Consider the following 19,265-nt stretch of genomic DNA (forward strand, 5'->3'; position numbering starts at 1 on the left):
TTGGGTTTTTGGCTTTCAGGCCGTATTTTGCCGCGGAGCGGCACTGCATTTGCTTCCAGGGTGGAAACAGGGATATTCAGGAGAAAACGTGACAAAGATCCGCCAGTTATGTTTAGTCAGCTTACTGCTGACCAGCGGGATTGCCAGCGCGGCGAATGTCCGTTTGCAGGTTGAGGGGTTATCCGGGGCGCTGGAAAAAAACGTGCGTGCGCAGCTTTCTACTATCCAGAGCGATGAGGTCACGCCGGATCGGCGTTTTCGCGCGCGCGTGGATGACGCCATTCGCGAAGGCTTAAAGGCGTTGGGGTACTACGAACCCACCATCGATTTCGATTTACGCCCGCCGCCGGCAAAAGGACGTCAGGTGTTGATTGCCCGCGTCTCGCCGGGCGAACCCGTCCTGATTGGCGGCACGAACGTGGTGCTGCGCGGCGGCGCGCGCACGGATCGTGACTACCTGGATCTGCTCAGCACCCGTCCGAAAGTGGGCACTGTGCTCAATCACGGGGATTACGATCGTTTTAAAAAATCATTAACCAGCGTTTCGCTGCGCAAAGGCTACTTCGACAGCCAGTTCAACAAAAGCCAGCTAGGCGTTGCGCTTGAGCGACGTCAGGCATTCTGGGATATCGATTACGACAGCGGCGAGCGCTACCGGTTTGGCGATGTGACCTTCGAAGGATCGCAAATCCGTGATGAGTATCTGCAAAACCTGGTGACGTTTAAAAAGGGCGACTACTACCAGTCCAGCGATCTGGGCGAGCTGAACCGTCGTTTGTCCGCGACGGGCTGGTTTAACTCCGTGGTGGTAGCACCGGAATTTGAAAAATCCCGTAAAACGAAAGTGTTACCGCTGCATGGCGTGGTCTCTCCGCGCACCGAAAACACCATTGAGACCGGTGTCGGCTACTCCACGGACGTCGGCCCGCGCGTGAAAGCCTCGTGGAAAAAACCGTGGATGAACTCCTACGGCCACAGCCTGACCACCAGCGTGAGCCTGTCTGCGCCTGAACAGCAGCTGGACTTCAGCTATAAAATGCCGCTGCTGAAAAATCCGCTTGAGCAATACTACCTCGTGCAGGGCGGCTTTAAGCGTACCGATTTGAACGATACCGAGCAGGACTCGACGACGCTTGCGGTATCACGCTTCTGGGATCTCTCCAGCGGCTGGCAGCGCGCCATTAACCTGCGCTGGAGCCTCGACCACTTTACCCAGGCAAACGTTACCAACACCACCATGCTGCTTTATCCGGGCGTGATGATCAGCCGTACCCGCTCGCGCGGTGGCCTGATGCCGACCTGGGGCGACTCTCAGCGCTACTCCATCGATTACTCCAACACTGCGTGGGGCTCCGACGTAGACTTCTCCGTCTTTCAGGCGCAAAACGTCTGGATCCGCACGCTGTACGACAAACACCGCTTTGTGATGCGCGGTAATCTCGGCTGGATCGAAACCGGTGATTTCGAACGCGTCCCGCCGGATCTGCGCTTCTTCGCCGGGGGCGACCGCAGCATTCGCGGGTATAAGTACAAATCGATCTCACCTGAAAACGACAAAGGCCAGTTGACCGGGGCCTCTAAACTGGCGACCGGCTCGCTGGAGTACCAGTACAACGTCAGCGGCAAGTGGTGGGGAGCGATGTTCGTTGACGGCGGTGAAGCGGTGAACGATATCCGCCGCAGCGATTTCAAAACCGGCGCGGGCGTAGGCGTGCGCTGGCAGTCACCGGTCGGGCCCATCAAGCTCGATTTCGCCGTTCCGGTGGGCGACAAAGATGAACACGGTTTACAGTTTTACATCGGTCTGGGGCCTGAATTATGAGTTTATGGAAGAAGATAAGCCTCGGGGTGCTGATTTTTATCGTATTACTGCTCGGTACGGTGGCGTTTCTGGTGGGCACCACCACGGGCCTGCATCTGCTGTTTAACGCCGCGAACCGCTGGGTGCCAGGGCTGGAAATCGGCCAGGTAACGGGCGGCTGGCGCGATCTGCGCCTGAAAAATATCCGTTACGAACAGCCCGGCGTGGCGGTGAACGCGGGCGAGTTTCATCTGGCGGTCAAGCTCGGCTGCCTGCGTGACAGCCAGCTGTGCGTAAACGATCTGTCGCTAAAAGACGTTAACGTGGCGATAGATTCCAAAAAAATGCCGAAGTCTGAGCCTGTCGAAGAAGAGGACAGCGGCCCGCTGAATCTCTCCACGCCGTACCCGATTGCGCTCTACCGGGTTGCGCTGGATAACGTCAATATCAAAATCGACGATACGACGGTATCCGTGATGGATTTCACCTCCGGTCTGCGCTGGCAGGAGAAAAACCTCACCCTGACCCCAACCTCCCTGCAAGGGCTGCTGATTGCGCTGCCGAAGGTGGCCGACGTGGCGCAGGAAGAGATCGTCGAGCCGAAGATCCAGAACCCGCAGCCGGAAGAAAAACCGCTGGGCGAAACGCTGAAAGATCTCTTCTCGAAACCGGTTCTGCCGGAGATGACCGACGTGCATCTGCCGCTGAACCTCAATATCGAAGAGTTTAAGGGCGAGCAGCTGCGTCTGACCGGCGATACCGATCTGACAGTCTTCAACATGCTGCTTAAAGTCAGCAGCATCGACGGCAACATGAAGCTCGACGCGCTGGATATCGACTCCAGTCAGGGCTCGGTGAACGCCTCAGGCAACGCGCAGCTGCGCGACAACTGGCCGGTTGATATTACGCTGAACAGCGCCCTGAACATCGATCCGCTGAAGGGCGAAAAGGTGAAGGTGAAGGTCGGCGGCGCGCTGCGTGAGAAGCTGGAGTTCGGCGTGAACCTTTCCGGACCGGTGGATATGGTGCTGCGCGGGCAAACCCAGCTGGCAGAGGCCGGTTTACCGCTCAACCTTGAGGTTGTCAGCAAGCAGCTTTACTGGCCGTTCACCGGCGAAAAACAGTTCCAGGCTGACGATCTGAAGCTGAAGCTGAGTGGCAAAATGACCGACTACACGCTGTCGTTCCGCACGGCAGTGAAGGGGCAGGGGGTACCGCCCGCCGATATCACCCTGGATGCGAAGGGTAACGAGTTGCAGGTTAACCTCGACAAGCTGACCGTGGCGGCGCTGGAAGGAAAAACAGAGCTGACCGCGCTGCTCGACTGGCAGCAGGCGATCAGCTGGCGCGGCGAGCTGAAGCTGACCGGGATCAACACCGCTAAAGAGGTCCCGGACTGGCCGTCAAAACTGGATGGCCTGATCAAAACCCGCGGTAGCCTGTACGGTGGCACCTGGCAGATGGACGTGCCGGAACTCAAGCTCACCGGCAACGTGAAGCAGAACAAAGTCAACGTAGAGGGCTCGCTTAAGGGCAACAGCTATCTCCAGTGGGTGATCCCGGGCCTGCACGTGGCGCTGGGCCGCAACACGGCAGATATCAAAGGCGAGCTGGGGGTGAAAGATCTCGATCTGGATGCCACCATCGACGCGCCAAATCTCGATAACGCCCTGCCGGGTCTTGGCGGCACGGCGAAGGGGTTAGTGAAGGTTCGCGGTACGGTGGAGGCACCGCAGCTGCTGGCGGACATCACCGCTAATAACCTGCGCTGGCAGGAACTTTCCATTGCCCGCGTGCGCGTCGAAGGGGACGTGAAATCCACCGATCAGATCGGCGGAAACCTGGACCTGCGCGTGGAGCGTATCTCCCAGCCGGACGTGAACATCAGTCTGGTCACGCTGGCGGCAAAAGGTAACGAAAAGCAGCACGATCTCCAGCTGCGCGTGCAGGGCGAGCCGGTCTCCGGGCAGCTGCACCTGACGGGCAGTTTTGATCGCCAGGCAACGCGCTGGAAGGGCGTACTGGATAACACCCGCTTCAGCACGCCGGTCGGCCCGCTGGTGCTGTCCCGATCCATCGCGCTGGACTACCGCAATGCGGAGCAAAAGTTAAGCATTGGGCCACACTGCTGGACCAACCCGAATGCTGAGCTGTGCGTGCCGCAGACCATTGATGCGGGCGCGGAAGGACGCGCGCAGATCAACCTCAACCGTTTCGACCTGGCGATGCTGAAACCGTTTATGCCGGAAACCACCCAGGCCAGCGGGGTCTTCAGCGGTAAAGCGGACGTCGCGTGGGACACCACCAAAGAGGGGCTGCCGCAGGGCAGCGTTACGCTCTCCGGGCGTAACGTGAAGGTGACGCAGGAGGTCAATGACGCGCCGCTGCCGGTAGCGTTCGACACCCTGAATGTGAACGCTGACCTGCGTAACAATCGTGCTGAACTGGGATGGCTGATCCGCCTGACCAACAACGGTCAGTTTGACGGACAGGTGCAAATTACCGATCCGCAAGGGCGGCGCAATCTCGGCGGCAACGTCAATATTCGCAACTTCAACCTGGCGATGGTGAATCCGATCTTCTCGCGGGGAGAAAAGGCGGCGGGGATGCTCAGCGCCAACCTGCGTCTGGCGGGGGATGCGCAAAGCCCGCAGCTGTTTGGCCAGATGCGGTTAAACGGCGTGGACATTGACGGTAACTTTATGCCGTTCGATATGCAGCCAAGCCAGCTGACGATGAACTTTAACGGCCAAAGCTCAACCCTCAGTGGCTCAGTGCTGACGCAGCAGGGACAAATCAACCTGAGCGGTGACGCAGACTGGAGCCAGCTCGACAACTGGCGCGCCCGTATTGCGGCCAAGGGCAGCAGGGTGCGTATCACGGTACCGCCGATGGTGCGCCTGGACGTGTCGCCAGACGTGGTCTTTGAGGCAACGCCGAGTCTCTTCACCCTGGACGGCCGTGTTGACGTACCGTGGGCGCGCATCGTGGTTCACGAAGTGCCGGAAAGCGCGGTTGGCGTCTCCAGTGATGAAGTTATGCTCAATGAAAATCTGAAACCTGTTGAACAGAAGAGCGCGGGCATACCGATCAATAGTAATCTTATCGTGCACGTGGGGAATAACGTGCGTTTGGACGCGTTTGGGCTGAAGGCGAGACTCACAGGTGACCTGAAAGTGGCGCAGGATCAACAGGGGCTTGGCCTCAATGGACAAATCAATATTCCTGAAGGGCGCTTCCATGCCTACGGTCAGGATTTGATTGTGCGTAAAGGCGAGCTGCTGTTCTCCGGTCCACCGGATCAGCCGGTACTCAATATCGAAGCGATACGTAATCCGGAAGCCACCGAAGATGATGTGATTGCGGGCGTGCGCGTGACGGGCTCCGCCGATGAACCTAAGGCAGAGATCTTCTCTGACCCGGCCATGTCGCAACAGGAAGCGCTCTCTTACCTGCTGCGCGGCCAGGGTCTGGATAGCCAACAGGGCGATGGTGCGGCAATGACATCAATGTTAGTCGGTCTGGGGGTTGCACAAAGTGGTCAGGTTGTGGGTAAAATCGGCGAGACGTTTGGCGTAAGCAATCTGGCGCTGGACACTCAGGGCGTGGGTGACTCTTCGCAGGTAGTGGTCAGCGGCTATGTACTGCCGGGTCTACAGGTAAAATATGGCGTGGGGATCTTTGACTCACTGGCTACACTCACGTTACGTTATCGCCTGATGCCTAAGCTATATCTGGAAGCAGTGTCCGGCGTAGACCAGGCACTTGATCTGCTCTATCAGTTTGAGTTTTAGCAATGCGAATATTTGTTTACGGCAGTTTACGAACCAGGCAAGGCAACAGCCACTGGATGACCAACGCCCAGTTGCTGGGAAATTACACAATCGAAAACTACCAGTTGTACAGTCTGGGCCACTATCCAGGCGCAGTTCCGGGGAACGGAACGGTACAGGGTGAGGTTTATCGTATTGATAATGCCACGCTGGCCGAACTTGATGCCTTACGCACCAGGGGCGGTGAATACGCTCGCCAGTTGATCCAGACACCTTACGGCAGTGCATGGATGTACGTGTACCAACGTTCGGTCGACGGGTTAACGCTGATTGAAAGCGGTAACTGGTTAGACAGAGACCAGTTCTGAAAAACGACAACGCCACCGTAAGGTGGCGTTGTTTTTTTGCGCCCATTCGCACGGGTTACCGGGATCGAAAGGCACAAAAAAGCCCCGACGCGCGGGGCTTAGTATCAGCAGTAAGAATTACTTCTTAGCAGCACGCTCGAAAGAGGCGATGATTTCTGCTTTCGCCGCTTCTGCGTTATCCCAGCCTTCAACTTTAACCCATTTGCCTTTTTCGAGATCTTTGTAGTGCTCGAAGAAGTGGGCGATCTGCGCTTTCAGCAGCTCTGGCAGGTCGTTCACATCTTTAATGTGATCGTACTCTTTGCTCAGCTTGGTGTGCGGTACGGCAACCAGTTTCGCATCTTCACCCGCTTCGTCAGTCATTTTCAGCACGCCAACAGGACGGCAGCGAATGACGGAGCCTGGCTGCAATGGGTATGGCGTCGGGACCAGTACGTCAACCGGGTCACCGTCCAGAGACAGAGTGTGGTTGATGTAGCCGTAGTTGCACGGATAGAACATGGCGGTAGACATGAAACGGTCAACGAACAGCGCACCGGTGTCTTTGTCGATTTCGTATTTGATTGGATCTGCGTTGGCCGGGATTTCGATCACAACGTAGATGTCTTCTGGCAGTTCTTTACCCGCAGGGACGTTGAGTAAGCTCATGTCGGTGTCCTTTAAAATGGATGGTAAACAAGTGGCAGGTATTATAGCCAACTGGCGCTGAAAGTCTCCGCCTGTTTTCGACTTCTCTCCCTCGCGCCTTCACTTTTCAGACCGTTTCCATGACAGGATAATCCATAAACTCAGCCGCATTTTAAATGTTGAAATGAAAGCGATTACAAACTTGTGATTAACGTTTTATTCACTTTTCTGAAGTGTGATGTAACGCAATCCGTAACATATTCCATTGGCTATAGTTCATCCGCGGAACATCTTTTAACCAACAATAACCTACCCTACGAGGACGTTCATATGTGGAAGCGCTTACTTCTTGTTACAGCAGTTTCGGCAGCCATGTCGTCTATGGCGATGGCCGCACCTTTAACCGTGGGATTTTCGCAGGTCGGATCTGAATCCGGCTGGCGCGCCGCTGAAACGAATGTGGCGAAAAGTGAGGCCGAAAAGCGCGGTATTACGCTGAAAATCGCCGATGGTCAGCAAAAGCAAGAGAACCAGATTAAAGCGGTGCGCTCGTTTATCGCTCAGGGCGTGGATGCCATCTTTATTGCCCCGGTTGTCGCTACGGGCTGGGAGCCGGTGCTGAAGGAAGCCAAAGATGCTGAAATTCCGGTCTTCCTGCTCGACCGTTCCATCGACGTAAAAGACAAATCTCTCTATATGACCACCGTCACCGCCGATAACGTGCTGGAAGGCAAACTGATTGGTGACTGGCTGGTGAAGCAGGTGGATGGCAAGCCGTGTAACGTGGTTGAGTTGCAGGGCACCGTCGGAGCGAGCGTGGCTATCGACCGTAAGAAAGGTTTCGCGGAGGCCATCGCCAAAGCACCAAACATCAAAATCATCCGTTCTCAGTCCGGCGACTTCACCCGCAGCAAGGGTAAAGAGGTCATGGAAAGCTTCATCAAGGCAGAAAATAACGGCAAAAATATTTGCATGGTTTACGCCCACAACGACGACATGGTGATCGGCGCCATTCAGGCCATCAAAGAAGCGGGCCTGAAGCCGGGCAAAGATATCCTCACCGGCTCGATCGACGGCGTACCGGACATCTACAAAGCAATGATTGACGGCGAAGCGAACGCCAGCGTGGAGCTGACGCCAAATATGGCGGGCCCGGCATTCGATGCGCTGGAGAAATTCAAGAAAGACGGCACCCAGCCTGAGAAGTTGACCATCACCAAATCCACGCTCTACCTGCCGGACACGGCGAAAGAAGAGTTAGAGAAGAAGAAAAATATGGGCTACTAAGCCCTCGCCCCCTCACCCTAGCCCTCTTCCCGGAGGGGAGAGGGAAAAGGGCGGGTTGGGCAGAAAATTAAAGATGGGCACGACATAGTCCCCTCTCCCCTCCGGGGAGAGGGTCAGGGTGAGGGGGAAACCATGACCACCGAACAACACCAGGAAATCCTTCGCACAGAGGGCCTGAGTAAATTTTTCCCTGGCGTTAAGGCGCTGGATAACGTTGATTTCAGCCTGCGGCGGGGGGAGATCATGGCGTTGCTCGGCGAAAACGGGGCGGGGAAGTCGACGCTGATTAAAACCCTGACCGGGGTCTATCACGCCGATCGCGGCGCTATCTGGCTGGAAGGTAACGCCATTTCGCCCAAAAACACCGCACATGCCCAGCAACTGGGGATCGGCACGGTCTACCAGGAAGTGAACCTGCTGCCAAACATGTCGGTAGCGGACAACCTGTTTATTGGCCGCGAGCCCAGACGTTTTGGCCTGCTGCGCCGCAAAGAGATGGAAGCGCGCGCCGCGAAGCTGATGGAATCGTATGGCTTCTCTCTCGACGTGCGCGAACCGCTGAACCGTTTCTCCGTGGCGATGCAGCAGATCGTGGCGATCTGTCGCGCTATCGATCTCTCGGCGAAAGTGCTGATCCTCGATGAACCCACCGCCAGCCTCGATACCCAGGAAGTGGAGATGCTTTTTACCCTGATGCGCCAGCTGCGTAATCAGGGCGTCAGCCTGATTTTCGTGACGCATTTCCTCGATCAGGTTTACGAGGTGAGCGACCGTATAACGGTGCTGCGCAACGGCAGCTTTGTCGGCTGCCGGGAAACGCGCGAGCTGCCGCAGATAGAGCTGGTCAAAATGATGCTGGGCCGCGAGCTGGAGACCAACGCGCTTCAGCGCGCGGGCCGTACGCTGCTGAGCGAAAAACCGATCGCCGCGTTTCACGATTACGGCAGAAAAGGGACCATCGCGCCGTTTAACCTCGAGGTACGCCCCGGTGAAATTGTGGGGCTGGCGGGTCTGTTAGGCTCCGGGCGCACCGAAACCGCCGAAGTGATCTTCGGGATCAAACCTGCCGACAGCGGAACGGCGCTGATCAAAGGCAAACTACAAACGCTACGTTCACCGCATCAGGCGTCGTGCCTCGGCGTGGGCTTCTGCCCGGAGGACAGGAAAACGGACGGTATTATTGCCGCCGCCTCGGTGCGGGAAAACATCATTCTGGCGCTACAGGCCCAGCGCGGCTGGCTGCGTCCGATCCCTAAGCGCGAGCAGAACGCGATTGCCGAGCGCTTCATCCGCCAGCTCGGTATACGTACCCCGAGCGCGGAACAGCCCATCGAGTTCCTCTCGGGCGGTAACCAGCAGAAGGTTCTCCTCTCGCGCTGGCTGCTCACCAAGCCGCAATTCCTGATCCTCGACGAGCCCACGCGCGGTATCGACGTGGGCGCGCACGCCGAAATCATCAGGCTTATCGAAACGCTCTGCGCCGACGGTCTGGCGCTGCTGGTGATCTCGTCTGAGCTGGAGGAGCTGGTCGGCTATGCCGATCGCGTCATCATCATGCGCGATCGCATGCAGGTGGCAGAGATCCCGCTGGATAAACTGTCGGTTCCGGCGATCATGAATGCCATCGCGGCGTAAGGAGTCAAATGTGATGTCCCGTTCTCTTTCGCAAACTGGCGAAGCGAAGCGCCGCTTCAGCTGGCCGACCGGCACGCCGCAAATCGTGGCGCTGCTGCTGGTGCTGCTGGTGGATAGCCTGGTAGCTCCGCATTTCTTTCAGATCGTCGTGCAGGATGGCCGCCTGTTTGGTAGCCCGATCGACATCTTAAACCGTGCCGCGCCCGTGGCGCTGCTGGCGATTGGTATGACGCTGGTCATTGCCACCGGCGGGATCGACCTCTCCGTCGGTGCGGTAATGGCGATTGCGGGCGCCACCGCCGCCTCGATGACCGTCGCCGGGCACAGCCTGCCGGTGGTTCTGCTGGCCGCGCTGGGCTCCGGCGTGCTAGCCGGGCTGTGGAACGGCATTCTGGTCGCGGTGCTCAAGATCCAGCCGTTTGTCGCGACGTTGATTTTGATGGTGGCCGGGCGCGGTGTGGCGCAGCTTATCACCTCCGGTCAAATCGTCACCTTTAACTCCCCGAATCTTGCGTGGATCGGCAGCGGTAATTTTCTGTTCTTCCCGACGCCGGTGATCGTCGCGTTGGTGACGCTGGTGGTGTTCTGGCTTTTCACCCGCAAAACGGCGCTCGGGATGTTCATCGAAGCGGTGGGGATTAACATTCGGGCCGCGAAAAACGCCGGGGTAAATACGCGGCTGATGGTGATGCTGACTTACGTGCTGAGTGGCGTCTGTGCTGCGATTGCCGGGGTGATCGTGGCCGCCGATATTCGCGGAGCGGATGCCAATAACGCCGGACTCTGGCTCGAGCTGGATGCAATCCTTGCGGTGGTTATCGGCGGTGGATCGCTGATGGGCGGACGTTTTAATCTGCTGCTCTCAGTGGTGGGGGCGTTGATTATTCAGGGTATGAATACCGGTATTTTGCTCTCCGGGTTCCAGCCGGAGCTGAATCAGGTCGTCAAAGCGGTCGTGGTGCTTATCGTGCTTATCGTGCAGTCGCCGCGCTTTATCACTCTCATTAAGAGGTTCCGCGGTCATGATAAAACGTAATTTGCCGTTAATGATCACGCTGGGCGTGTTCGTGCTGGGATACCTTTACTGCCTGACCCAGTTCCCGGGCTTCGCCTCCACGCGGGTGATTTGCAACATCCTGACCGACAATGCCTTTTTAGGCATTATCGCCGTCGGCATGACGTTTGTGATCCTCTCCGGCGGGATCGATCTCTCCGTTGGGTCGGTGATCGCCTTTACCGGCGTGTTCCTTGCCAAGGCGATTGGCTTTTGGGGCATTTCGCCGCTGCTGGCTTTTCCGCTGGTGCTGGTTATGGGCTGCGCGTTCGGCGCCTTTATGGGGCTTTTGATCGATGCGCTGAAAATCCCGGCCTTTATTATCACCCTCGCCGGGATGTTCTTCCTGCGCGGCGTGAGCTATCTGGTGTCGGAGGAGTCAATTCCCATTAACCACCCGATCTACGACACGCTCTCCAGCCTGGCGTGGAAAATCCCCGGCGGGGGGCGCCTGAGCGCAATGGGGCTGCTGATGCTGGGCGTGGTGGTGATCGGGATCTTCCTCGCCCACCGTACCCGGTTTGGTAACCAGGTTTATGCCATTGGCGGCAGCGCCACGTCCGCGAACCTGATGGGAATTTCCACGCGCAGCACGACTATCCGCATCTACATGCTTTCGACCGGGCTGGCCACGCTCGCGGGGATTGTATTCTCGGTTTATACCCAGGCAGGCTATGCCCTGGCGGGGGTGGGCGTTGAGCTGGACGCCATTGCCTCGGTGGTGATTGGCGGTACGCTGCTCAGCGGCGGGGTGGGGACGGTGCTCGGCACGCTGTTTGGCGTGGCGATCCAGGGGTTGATTCAGACCTATATCAACTTCGACGGCACGCTCAGCTCCTGGTGGACCAAAATTGCCATCGGCATTCTGTTGTTTATTTTCATCGCGCTCCAGCGCGGCCTGACGGTGCTGTGGGAGAACCGCCAGAGCTCGCCTGTTACCCGGGTGAATACCTCTGTAACAGGGCGATAACATGCTGAAATTGCTTAAACTCTAAACATTTTCCGGTAGCGGCCGATACTCTTTTTTTATGCCCAGAAATATCTCGCTACCGGAAATAACATCATGCTTAAAACGCTATCGATTCGTACCGGCTTGCTCTCTTTACTGGCCGTTATGACCCTTCTGCTGCTGATTGTCAGCGGCATCGGCATTTATGCCCTTACACAAAGTTCCTCTTCTCTCCAGCGCATCAATCATCTTCAGGGTGAACAGATGGTGCAACTGAATGCCGGCTATACGCTGATCCTGCGCGCGCGTAACGAAGCGGGGCAGGCCGTTCGCATGATGGAGGTCGGCCTGCTGGACGATGCGGCCAGGGCGGTCAAAACCATTAACCAGGAAGTGGCGCTGGCACAGAAAACGCTGAAGGACGTGATCGGCAGCGGCGTGGCGGATGAGCAGGGGCAAAAGCTGCTGGATAACGTCGCCGCGAGCCTGGCGGTGTACAACCAGCAGGGTATCAGCCCGATGCTGAAAGCCCTGAACGAGCAAAGCGCGGACAGCTATTACGATCTGCTGGAAAACAAGCTGGTCCCGGTGGCGAAGCAGTTTGATAACGATATGCAGGCGTTCCAGGCATGGAGCGAGGCGCGCGGCAAAGCGGAGGTGAGCGCCGTGCAGGCGAGTAAAACCCGCGTGCTGATCCTGATTATCGTCGCGGCGCTGCTGACGGCTGGCATTATCGTGCTGGCCTGGCTGGTTCTGCGCCATATGCTGCTCAAGCCGCTTTCAGCCTCGATTGCCCAGCTGGAACATGTGGCGGCCGGGGATTTAACCCATACCCTGAACGCGCCGGCGAGCCAGGAATTTAATCGCCTTAACGCGGCGATCGAAGGGATGCGCCAGTCGCTGATGGACTCCGTTCTGCGGGTGCGTGACGCCAGCTCGCAGATTGATACCGGCAGCCGCGAGCTGACGGCCGGGAATATGAACCTGGCTCAGCGCACGGAATCCACCGCCACCTCGCTGGAGCAGACGGCCGCCAGCATGGAAGAGATCACCGCCACGGTGAAACTTAACGCCGATAACGCCGAGCAGGCGCACCAGCTGGCGAAGTCGGTCTCCGATACCGCCGATCACGGCAGCGAAATGGTCTGCTATGTCATTGAGAAGATGCGCGACATCTCCGGCAGCTCGGCACGCATCGCCGATATCCTGAGCGTCATCGACGGCATTGCCTTCCAGACCAATATTCTGGCGCTGAACGCCTCCGTTGAAGCGGCGCGTGCGGGTGAGCAGGGGCGAGGTTTTGCGGTCGTGGCGGGTGAGGTGCGTAATCTCGCCAGCCGCAGTGCTGATGCGGCGAAAGAGATCCGCTCGCTTATCAGCGATTCGCAAACCCACGTGAACGAGGGCAGCGAGCTGGCGCAGCAGGCCGGTGAGACGATGGACGAGATCGCCACCGAAGTACTGCGTATGACCAAACTGATGCGTGAAATTGCGACGGCCTCTCAGGAGCAAAGCCGCGGTATTGAGCAGGTGAATATCGCTGTCAATCAGATGGATGAAACGGCGCAGCAAAATGCGGCGCTGGTCCAGCAATCATCTGCGGCAACACGTTCCCTGGAGGAGCAGTCTCGCGAGCTGATGGAAGCGATGGCCTCCTTCAAATTGACGACGCAAACGGCATGACGAAAAAAAGGGGAGCCTGACGGGCTCCCCTTTTCGTGCGTTACGCGTCCGGGAATTCGCGGATCATGCGTTCAACGTCATCCACCATATGGCGGTTGCCGACGAAGAAGGAACGGCGCTGGTGCAGGCTTTCTGGCACGATATCCAGAATACGCTCTTTACCGTCGCTCGCCTTGCCGCCTGCCTGTTCGGCCAGGAACGCCATTGGGTTGCACTCGTACAGCAGACGCAGTTTTCCGTCCGGGTGGCTGGCGGTGCTTGGGTAGAGGTAAATACCGCCCTTCAGCAGGTTACGGTGGAAATCCGCCACCAGCGAGCCGATATAGCGTGAGGTGTACGGGCGCTGGGTGGCTTTATCCTCTTCCTGGCAGAATTTGATGTACTTCTTCACGCCGTTCGGGAATTTGATGTAGTTGCCTTCGTTGATGGAGTAGGTGTTGCCCTTCTCCGGGAAGCGCATACGCTCCTGGCACAGGCAGAATACGCCCAGGGACGGATCGTAGGTAAAGGCGTGTACGCCGCAACCGGTGGTGTACACCAGCATGGTGGACGAGCCATACACCACATAACCGGCAGCAACCTGTTTACTGCCCGGTTGCAGGAAGTCTTCTTCCGTCACCGGCGTGCCAACCGGCGTGACGCGACGGTAGATGGAGAAAATGGTACCGACAGAAACGTTAACGTCGATGTTGGAGGAGCCGTCCAGCGGATCCATCAGAACAACGTATTTCGCGTGTTCACACCCTTCGAATACGACGATCTCATCTTCTTCTTCAGAGGCGATACCCGCAACGATGTCGCGCGCGCGCAGTGCTGCTTTCAGTTTTTCATTGGCGAACAGGTCGAGTTTCTGCTGAACCTCACCCTGAACGTTCTCGGCACCGCTGGCACCCAGGATATCGACCAGACCGGCCTTGTTGATATCGCGGTGGATGATCTTAGCGCCCAGCTTTATTGCCGACAGCAAAGCAGTGAGCTCACCCGTAGCATGAGAGAACTCGTGCTGCTTTTCGACAATAAATTCACCTAACGTTTTCATAACACTTTCCCTGCATCTTATGTTGAGTAAAGCGGTTGATGTCCAACAATCTTAACAAACATTCAAATATTAGCGCAGAGGTGAATCGCGCCAGCAAAATACGGATTTACCTGAAATGCGTTTCACAGCCGCTGACATGTGAGTAAAATGTGCGCCACATTGAAGAAGGATAGTGACGTATGCGCATTCATATATTGGGGATTTGTGGCACTTTCATGGGCGGACTGGCAATGCTGGCGCGCTCGCTGGGCCATGAAGTGACAGGTTCGGACGCCAATGTGTATCCGCCGATGAGCACGCTGCTCGAGAAGCAGGGAATTTCTCTGATTCAGGGATACGACGCCAGCCAGCTGGAGCCGCAGCCGGATCTGGTGATCGTGGGTAACGCCATGACCCGTGGGAATCCATGCGTTGAAGCGGTGCTGGAGCGCAATATCCCGTACATGTCTGGCCCGCAGTGGCTGCATGATTTTGTCCTGCGCGACCGCTGGGTTGTCGCCGTTGCCGGGACGCATGGCAAAACCACCACCGCCGGTATGGCGACCTGGATCCTCGAAGCCTGCGGCTACAAGCCGGGCTTTGTGATCGGCGGCGTGCCGGGCAATTTCGACGTCTCCGCACGTCTGGGCGACAGCCCGTTCTTTGTGATTGAAGCGGATGAATACGACTGCGCGTTCTTCGACAAGCGATCTAAATTCGTGCATTACTGCCCACGCACGCTGATCCTCAACAACCTTGAGTTCGATCACGCGGATATCTTTGACGACCTGAAAGCGATTCAGAAACAGTTCCACCATCTGGTGCGCATTGTTCCGGGTCAGGGCCGCATTATCCTGCCGGAGAACGACATCAACCTGAAGCAGACCCTGGCGATGGGGTGCTGGAGCGAGCAGGAGCTGGTTGGCGAGCAGGGGCACTGGCAGGCGAAAAAGCTCAACGCGGATGCCTCCGAATGGGAAGTGCTGCTCGACGGTGAGAAAGTGGGCGAGGTGAAGTGGGGCCTGGTGGGCGAGCACAACATGCACAACGGCCTGATGGCGATCGCCGCGGCGCGTCACGTTGGCGTACTGCCTGCGGATGCTGCCAATGCGCTGGGCACGTTTATCAACGCCCGTCGCCGTCTGGAGCTGCGTGGCGAAGCCCACGGTGTGACGGTGTATGACGATTTCGCGCACCACCCAACGGCCATTCTGGCGACGCTTGCCGCATTGCGTGGCAAAGTTGGCGGCACCGCGCGCATTCTGGCCGTGCTGGAACCGCGTTCGAACACCATGAAAATGGGCATCTGCAAAGACGACCTCGCGCCGTCCTTAGGGCGTGCCGACGAGGTCTTCCTGCTGCAACCGCAGCATATTCCGTGGCAGGTGGCCGAAGTGGCCGACGCCTGCATTCAGCCAGCGCACTGGAGTGCGGACGTGGATGTCTTAGCGGATATGGTGGTGAAAGCCGCACAGCCTGGCGATCACATTCTGGTGATGAGCAACGGCGGGTTTGGCGGGATCCATCAGAAGCTGCTGGACGGTCTGGCGAAGAAAGCCGCGGCCGCAGAGTAAAAAAAGACCCGGTGGCGCTATCGCTTACCGGGCCTACATTATCTCTTCTCCCTCTCCCCTTTGGAGAGAGGGCTGGGGTGAGGGGTTTACTCTTCGTTCTCAGACAGCTCGCGCAGATACTGGAAAATCAGACGCGCTGACTTCGGCGGCTTATTCCCTTCTTTCTCTTTCTTCGCGTTACGGATCAAAGAACGCAGCTGCTGGCGGTCGGCATTCGGCCACAGGTTCAGCACTTCAGGTACCGCGTCATCACCTTGCTCGATCAAACGGTCGCGGATCTGCTCCAGCTTATGGAACAGCGCAACCTGCTGGTTGTGGCGGTTCTTCAGTTTATCCAGCGCCTGACGGATCGGCTCAACATCGCGCTGACGCAGCAGTTTCCCGATAAGCTGAAGCTGGCGGCGACGCCCTTCTTTCTTGATTTTCTGTGCCAGTTCAATGGCATCACGCAGATCCTGGTCGAGCGGGATCTTATCCAGCGCGTTTTTACCCAGTTCTACCATTTCTGCGCCAAGCTGTTTTAACTCTTCGGCGTCACGTTTAATTTCACTTTTACTGACCCAGATGATCTCATCATCTTCGTCTTCGATGTCATCACCGGGAACGTCGTCGAGCCAGTCTTCGGGCTGCTTAGTCATGTCAGGCTCCTTAAAAAAAGAGGCTAATGTTACCAGTTAAGACGCGCACTGAAAAACGGTTCTCTGTTAGACTTCACTTAACTCTCTCTTACAGTATGGCATTTGCGATGAAAGTAACCTCACAAGTTGAAGCGCAGCGTAAGATCCTGGAAGAAGCCGTCTCCACCGCGCTGACGCTCGCTTCAGGTAAATCAGATGGCGCCGAAGTGGCGGTCAGCAAAACCACTGGCATTAGCGTGAGCACCCGCTATGGCGAAGTGGAGAATGTAGAATTTAACAGCGATGGCGCGCTGGGGATCACCGTGTATCACCAGAATCGCAAAGGCAGCGCGTCGTCTACCGATCTCAGCCCGGATGCCATCGCCCGTACGGTGCAGGCGGCGCTGGATATCGCGCGGTACACCTCCCCGGACCCTTACGCTGGTGTGGCCGATAAAGAGCTGCTGGCGTTTGACGCGCCGGATCTCGATCTGTTCCATCCGGCGGAAGTGACGCCGGACGAAGCCATTGAGCTGGCCGCGCGTGCCGAGCAGGCCTCTTTGCAGGCTGACAAACGCATCACCAATACCGAAGGCGGCAGCTTTAACAGCCACTACGGCATTAAAGTGTTTGGTAACTCCCATGGCATGTTGCAGGGGTACTGCTCAACCCGCCACTCGCTTTCCAGCTGTGTCATCGCCGAAGAAAACGGCGATATGGAGCGTGATTATGCGTATACCATTGGCCGCGCGCTGGGGGATTTGCAGTCTCCGGAGTGGGTGGGAAAAGCGTGCGCCGAACGCACGCTGTCACGCCTGTCGCCGCGCAAGCTCTCCACCATGAAAGCCCCGGTGATTTTTGCCAACGAAGTGGCGACCGGTCTGTTTGGCCATCTGGTAGGCGCTATCGCGGGCGGTTCGGTGTACCGTAAATCGACCTTCCTGCTCGACTCGCTGGGCAAGCAGATCCTGCCGGAATGGCTGACCATCGAAGAGCACCCACACCTGCTGAAAGGGCTGGCCTCCACGCCTTTCGACAGCGAAGGCGTACGCACGGAACGCCGGGATATCGTGAAAGACGGCATTCTGACCCAGTGGCTGCTGACCAACTACTCTGCGCGTAAGTTGGGGCTGAAAAGCACCGGGCACGCGGGTGGCATCCACAACTGGCGCATTGCCGGACAGGGCCTGAATTTTGAACAGATGCTGAAAGAGATGGGCACCGGCCTGGTGGTCACCGAGCTGATGGGGCAGGGCGTGAGCGGTATCACCGGCGATTACTCTCGCGGTGCAGCGGGCTTCTGGGTCGAAAACGGTGAAATTCAGTATCCGGTGAGCGAAATCACCATCGCCGGCAACCTCAAGGACATGTGGCGCAATATTGTTACGGTCGGTAACGATATTGAAACACGCAGCAATATTCAGTGTGGTTCTGTATTACTGCCGGAGATGAAAATCGCCGGGCAATAATCCCCGTAAAAGCGTGATTAATAATAAAAAAGGAAGTGAGCAATGCGTAAACACCTGTTAGCGATCGTCGCGGCTTCAACGCTGGTTCTTGGCTCATCTGCGTTTGCTGCCGATCTCGAAGACAACATGGACATCCTCAGTCAAAATCTGAAGGTGGTGCAGAAAACCGACAATGCGGCGGAAATGAAAGACGCACTGACGAAGATGCGTGAAGCTGCGCTGGATGCGCAAAAAGCGACGCCGCCGAAGCTGGAAAGCAAAGCGGCAGACAGCGCCGAGATGAAAGACTACCGCCACGGCTTTGACGTGCTGGTCGGCCAGATTGACGGCGCGCTGAAGCTGGCGAACGAAGGCAAAGTGAAGGAAGCCCAGGCGGCAGCCGACCAGTTTGCGGCGACCCGCAACGCGTATCACAAAAAGTATCGTTAATTGGGTGCCTGAGCTGTACGTCCTCTCTCCGTATGCGGAGGCGCATGATGCGCCCCCGCATCGTTGCTCCCTACTTGCCGGAGCGACAATCCATCCGCGCTGTCACTTCAAGCGAGCCATTACGAAAACGGATCTCGCACAGTGTTTTCCTCGTCACCAGCGTTAAGATGATTATTGTCAAAGAAATAATCATCAAAACCCCGATACTTGGGTTTCTGCGTTTCATGGATGCCTCCTTGCTTTAAAGCGGGCGAGGTAGCGAACTCCACGGTGTGACGTGTCGTTTCGAGCCCCCGCCCTGATTTTTTATCAGGCGGGGCTTTCCACTTTCCGTCCCATGCCTGAGACGGTCAGTCTCAAGCACCCGCCGCCACTCTAGCGAATCTCCATAAGAAAACCTTATCCACGTCACATTTCTACGAGCCTGCTCGTAATCTTTTCCACTCCGCTTATCAGTCTAATACCGCGTAATAGCGTGATATTCATCACGTAAATCCAGCGATTTATACAGATTCACCGCATTTATGTGGCACAGATCACTGCCGCTGCTCGCCTTTCCACTTCGAAGTGGAAAACAACTCGCTACAAACAATTCCCCCTCGACGTTAGTTTTATTCCAGAGCCATTAACGGGGTAAGACGAGTGATTAACGGAGCGGTAATGAACGACGTTGGGGAACAGGCGGTGCAAACAGAACAGCTCGCGAACACCATGCTTCAGCAGGTCTACGCCCTGCTGGCCCGGCACAACATCATCCCCAACGCGGTACAGGAGCAGATGCTGACCTCCCACGTTCGCGCAATGGCGCACCGGTCCGTGACCGGCGAGCCGCTGCCGGAGGTTGAAGCAGAGCTGTTCGACGAAATTTCACCAGATTCAATGCAACTTGCCCGTGAAGTGGTAGCGCAGTTCGGCAACCTTCCTGATGAAGAGGCCTGGCTGCTCTCCGTTCACTTCGAAGTCGCGAAAGACAACCTTTAA

Annotated in this window: 16 protein-coding genes; 12 read left to right on the plus strand and 4 right to left on the minus strand. The window is 57.1% G+C overall.

Features of this window, described 5'->3' with window-relative positions:
* The first annotated feature begins 88 nt into the window (after positions 1-88).
* From tamA to SK53_RS15175, 3 genes are read left to right on the plus strand one after another with little or no spacing between them, the layout of a single operon-like run.
* A complete protein-coding gene (tamA, locus tag SK53_RS15165) occupies positions 89-1,822 on the plus strand; it encodes an autotransporter assembly complex protein TamA (protein WP_048209733.1) in 1,734 nt (577 codons plus the stop codon).
* On the plus strand, positions 1,819-5,595 hold the full coding sequence (gene tamB, locus SK53_RS15170; protein WP_023324058.1) for an autotransporter assembly complex protein TamB: 3,777 nt from the start codon (positions 1,819-1,821) through the stop codon (positions 5,593-5,595). The genes tamA and tamB overlap by 4 nt, the downstream gene beginning before the upstream one ends.
* A 2-nt stretch (positions 5,596-5,597) precedes the next feature.
* Positions 5,598-5,942 carry a gamma-glutamylcyclotransferase family protein gene (locus SK53_RS15175; RefSeq protein WP_017383925.1) on the plus strand — a complete coding sequence of 115 codons (345 nt, stop codon included), beginning with the start codon at positions 5,598-5,600 and terminating at the stop codon, positions 5,940-5,942.
* Between the two features lie 117 nt (positions 5,943-6,059).
* On the opposite strand, the gene ppa is transcribed toward SK53_RS15175, so the two are convergent.
* Complete coding sequence (gene ppa / locus SK53_RS15180) at positions 6,060-6,590, minus strand: inorganic diphosphatase (RefSeq protein WP_006810347.1); 531 nt, start codon at positions 6,588-6,590, stop codon at positions 6,060-6,062.
* A gap of 309 nt (positions 6,591-6,899) precedes the next feature.
* On the opposite strand from ppa, the gene ytfQ reads away from it, so the two are divergent.
* From ytfQ to SK53_RS15205, 5 genes are all read left to right on the plus strand, one after another.
* Positions 6,900-7,856 (plus strand): galactofuranose ABC transporter substrate-binding protein YtfQ, encoded by a 957-nt coding sequence (ytfQ, locus tag SK53_RS15185; protein WP_017383924.1) that lies wholly within the window; start codon positions 6,900-6,902, stop codon positions 7,854-7,856.
* Between the two features lie 132 nt (positions 7,857-7,988).
* Complete coding sequence (gene ytfR, locus SK53_RS15190) at positions 7,989-9,491, plus strand: galactofuranose ABC transporter, ATP-binding protein YtfR (RefSeq protein ID WP_048209734.1); 1,503 nt, start codon at positions 7,989-7,991, stop codon at positions 9,489-9,491.
* Between the two features lie 10 nt (positions 9,492-9,501).
* Positions 9,502-10,527 carry a galactofuranose ABC transporter, ATP-binding protein YtfT gene (gene ytfT / locus SK53_RS15195; protein ID WP_160859048.1) on the plus strand — a complete coding sequence of 342 codons (1,026 nt, stop codon included), beginning with the start codon at positions 9,502-9,504 and terminating at the stop codon, positions 10,525-10,527.
* Entirely contained in the window at positions 10,514-11,515 is a 1,002-nt protein-coding gene (gene yjfF / locus SK53_RS15200; protein ID WP_023302976.1) for a galactofuranose ABC transporter, permease protein YjfF, read from the plus strand. Before ytfT ends, yjfF begins: the two co-directional genes overlap by 14 nt.
* Positions 11,516-11,608: 93 nt before the next feature.
* On the plus strand, positions 11,609-13,177 hold the full coding sequence (locus SK53_RS15205) for a methyl-accepting chemotaxis protein (protein ID WP_048209735.1): 1,569 nt from the start codon (positions 11,609-11,611) through the stop codon (positions 13,175-13,177).
* 40 nt (positions 13,178-13,217) lie between these two features.
* On the opposite strand, the gene fbp is transcribed toward SK53_RS15205, so the two are convergent.
* Positions 13,218-14,216, minus strand: a complete 999-nt coding sequence (fbp, locus tag SK53_RS15210) for a class 1 fructose-bisphosphatase (RefSeq protein WP_003856070.1) — start codon at positions 14,214-14,216, stop codon at positions 13,218-13,220.
* 179 nt (positions 14,217-14,395) lie between these two features.
* On the opposite strand from fbp, the gene mpl reads away from it, so the two are divergent.
* Positions 14,396-15,769, plus strand: a complete 1,374-nt coding sequence (gene mpl / locus SK53_RS15215; protein WP_023315280.1) for a UDP-N-acetylmuramate:L-alanyl-gamma-D-glutamyl-meso-diaminopimelate ligase — start codon at positions 14,396-14,398, stop codon at positions 15,767-15,769.
* An 86-nt stretch (positions 15,770-15,855) separates the two neighbouring features.
* On the opposite strand, the gene yjgA is transcribed toward mpl, so the two are convergent.
* Complete coding sequence (gene yjgA, locus SK53_RS15220; protein ID WP_003856072.1) at positions 15,856-16,407, minus strand: ribosome biogenesis factor YjgA; 552 nt, start codon at positions 16,405-16,407, stop codon at positions 15,856-15,858.
* Positions 16,408-16,502: 95 nt separating this feature from the next.
* On the opposite strand from yjgA, the gene pmbA reads away from it, so the two are divergent.
* Positions 16,503-17,855 (plus strand): metalloprotease PmbA, encoded by a 1,353-nt coding sequence (gene pmbA / locus SK53_RS15225; protein WP_015572506.1) that lies wholly within the window; start codon positions 16,503-16,505, stop codon positions 17,853-17,855.
* A gap of 42 nt (positions 17,856-17,897) precedes the next feature.
* Entirely contained in the window at positions 17,898-18,284 is a 387-nt protein-coding gene (gene cybC / locus SK53_RS15230) for a cytochrome b562 (RefSeq protein WP_022650280.1), read from the plus strand.
* Between the two features lie 70 nt (positions 18,285-18,354).
* On the opposite strand, the gene SK53_RS22860 is transcribed toward cybC, so the two are convergent.
* Entirely contained in the window at positions 18,355-18,510 is a 156-nt protein-coding gene (locus SK53_RS22860; RefSeq protein ID WP_017383916.1) for a Hok/Gef family protein, read from the minus strand.
* Positions 18,511-18,926: 416 nt separating this feature from the next.
* On the opposite strand from SK53_RS22860, the gene SK53_RS15240 reads away from it, so the two are divergent.
* The gene (locus SK53_RS15240; RefSeq protein ID WP_026080657.1) at positions 18,927-19,265 is read left to right on the plus strand and encodes a PRD domain-containing protein; all 339 of its coding nucleotides are present in this window, start codon (positions 18,927-18,929) and stop codon (positions 19,263-19,265) included.

Source organism: Enterobacter sp. MGH119 (assembly GCF_001037675.1).
GTDB lineage: Bacteria > Pseudomonadota > Gammaproteobacteria > Enterobacterales > Enterobacteriaceae > Enterobacter > Enterobacter hormaechei_C.

What these genes read in the sequence shown, in the direction of transcription:
- SK53_RS15175 (WP_017383925.1), top strand. Translation starts at nt 5,598, where the DNA reads ATGCGAATATTTGTTTACGGCAGTTTACGAACCAGGCAAGGCAACAGC.
- pmbA (WP_015572506.1), top strand. Translation starts at nt 16,503, where the DNA reads ATGGCATTTGCGATGAAAGTAACCTCACAAGTTGAAGCGCAGCGTAAG.
- tamB (WP_023324058.1), top strand. Translation starts at nt 1,819, where the DNA reads ATGAGTTTATGGAAGAAGATAAGCCTCGGGGTGCTGATTTTTATCGTA.
- ytfR (WP_048209734.1), top strand. Translation starts at nt 7,989, where the DNA reads ATGACCACCGAACAACACCAGGAAATCCTTCGCACAGAGGGCCTGAGT.
- ytfQ (WP_017383924.1), top strand. Translation starts at nt 6,900, where the DNA reads ATGTGGAAGCGCTTACTTCTTGTTACAGCAGTTTCGGCAGCCATGTCG.
- yjgA (WP_003856072.1), bottom strand. Translation starts at nt 16,407, where the DNA reads ATGACTAAGCAGCCCGAAGACTGGCTCGACGACGTTCCCGGTGATGAC.
- ppa (WP_006810347.1), bottom strand. Translation starts at nt 6,590, where the DNA reads ATGAGCTTACTCAACGTCCCTGCGGGTAAAGAACTGCCAGAAGACATC.
- fbp (WP_003856070.1), bottom strand. Translation starts at nt 14,216, where the DNA reads ATGAAAACGTTAGGTGAATTTATTGTCGAAAAGCAGCACGAGTTCTCT.
- SK53_RS22860 (WP_017383916.1), bottom strand. Translation starts at nt 18,510, where the DNA reads ATGAAACGCAGAAACCCAAGTATCGGGGTTTTGATGATTATTTCTTTG.
- yjfF (WP_023302976.1), top strand. Translation starts at nt 10,514, where the DNA reads ATGATAAAACGTAATTTGCCGTTAATGATCACGCTGGGCGTGTTCGTG.
- SK53_RS15205 (WP_048209735.1), top strand. Translation starts at nt 11,609, where the DNA reads ATGCTTAAAACGCTATCGATTCGTACCGGCTTGCTCTCTTTACTGGCC.
- mpl (WP_023315280.1), top strand. Translation starts at nt 14,396, where the DNA reads ATGCGCATTCATATATTGGGGATTTGTGGCACTTTCATGGGCGGACTG.
- cybC (WP_022650280.1), top strand. Translation starts at nt 17,898, where the DNA reads ATGCGTAAACACCTGTTAGCGATCGTCGCGGCTTCAACGCTGGTTCTT.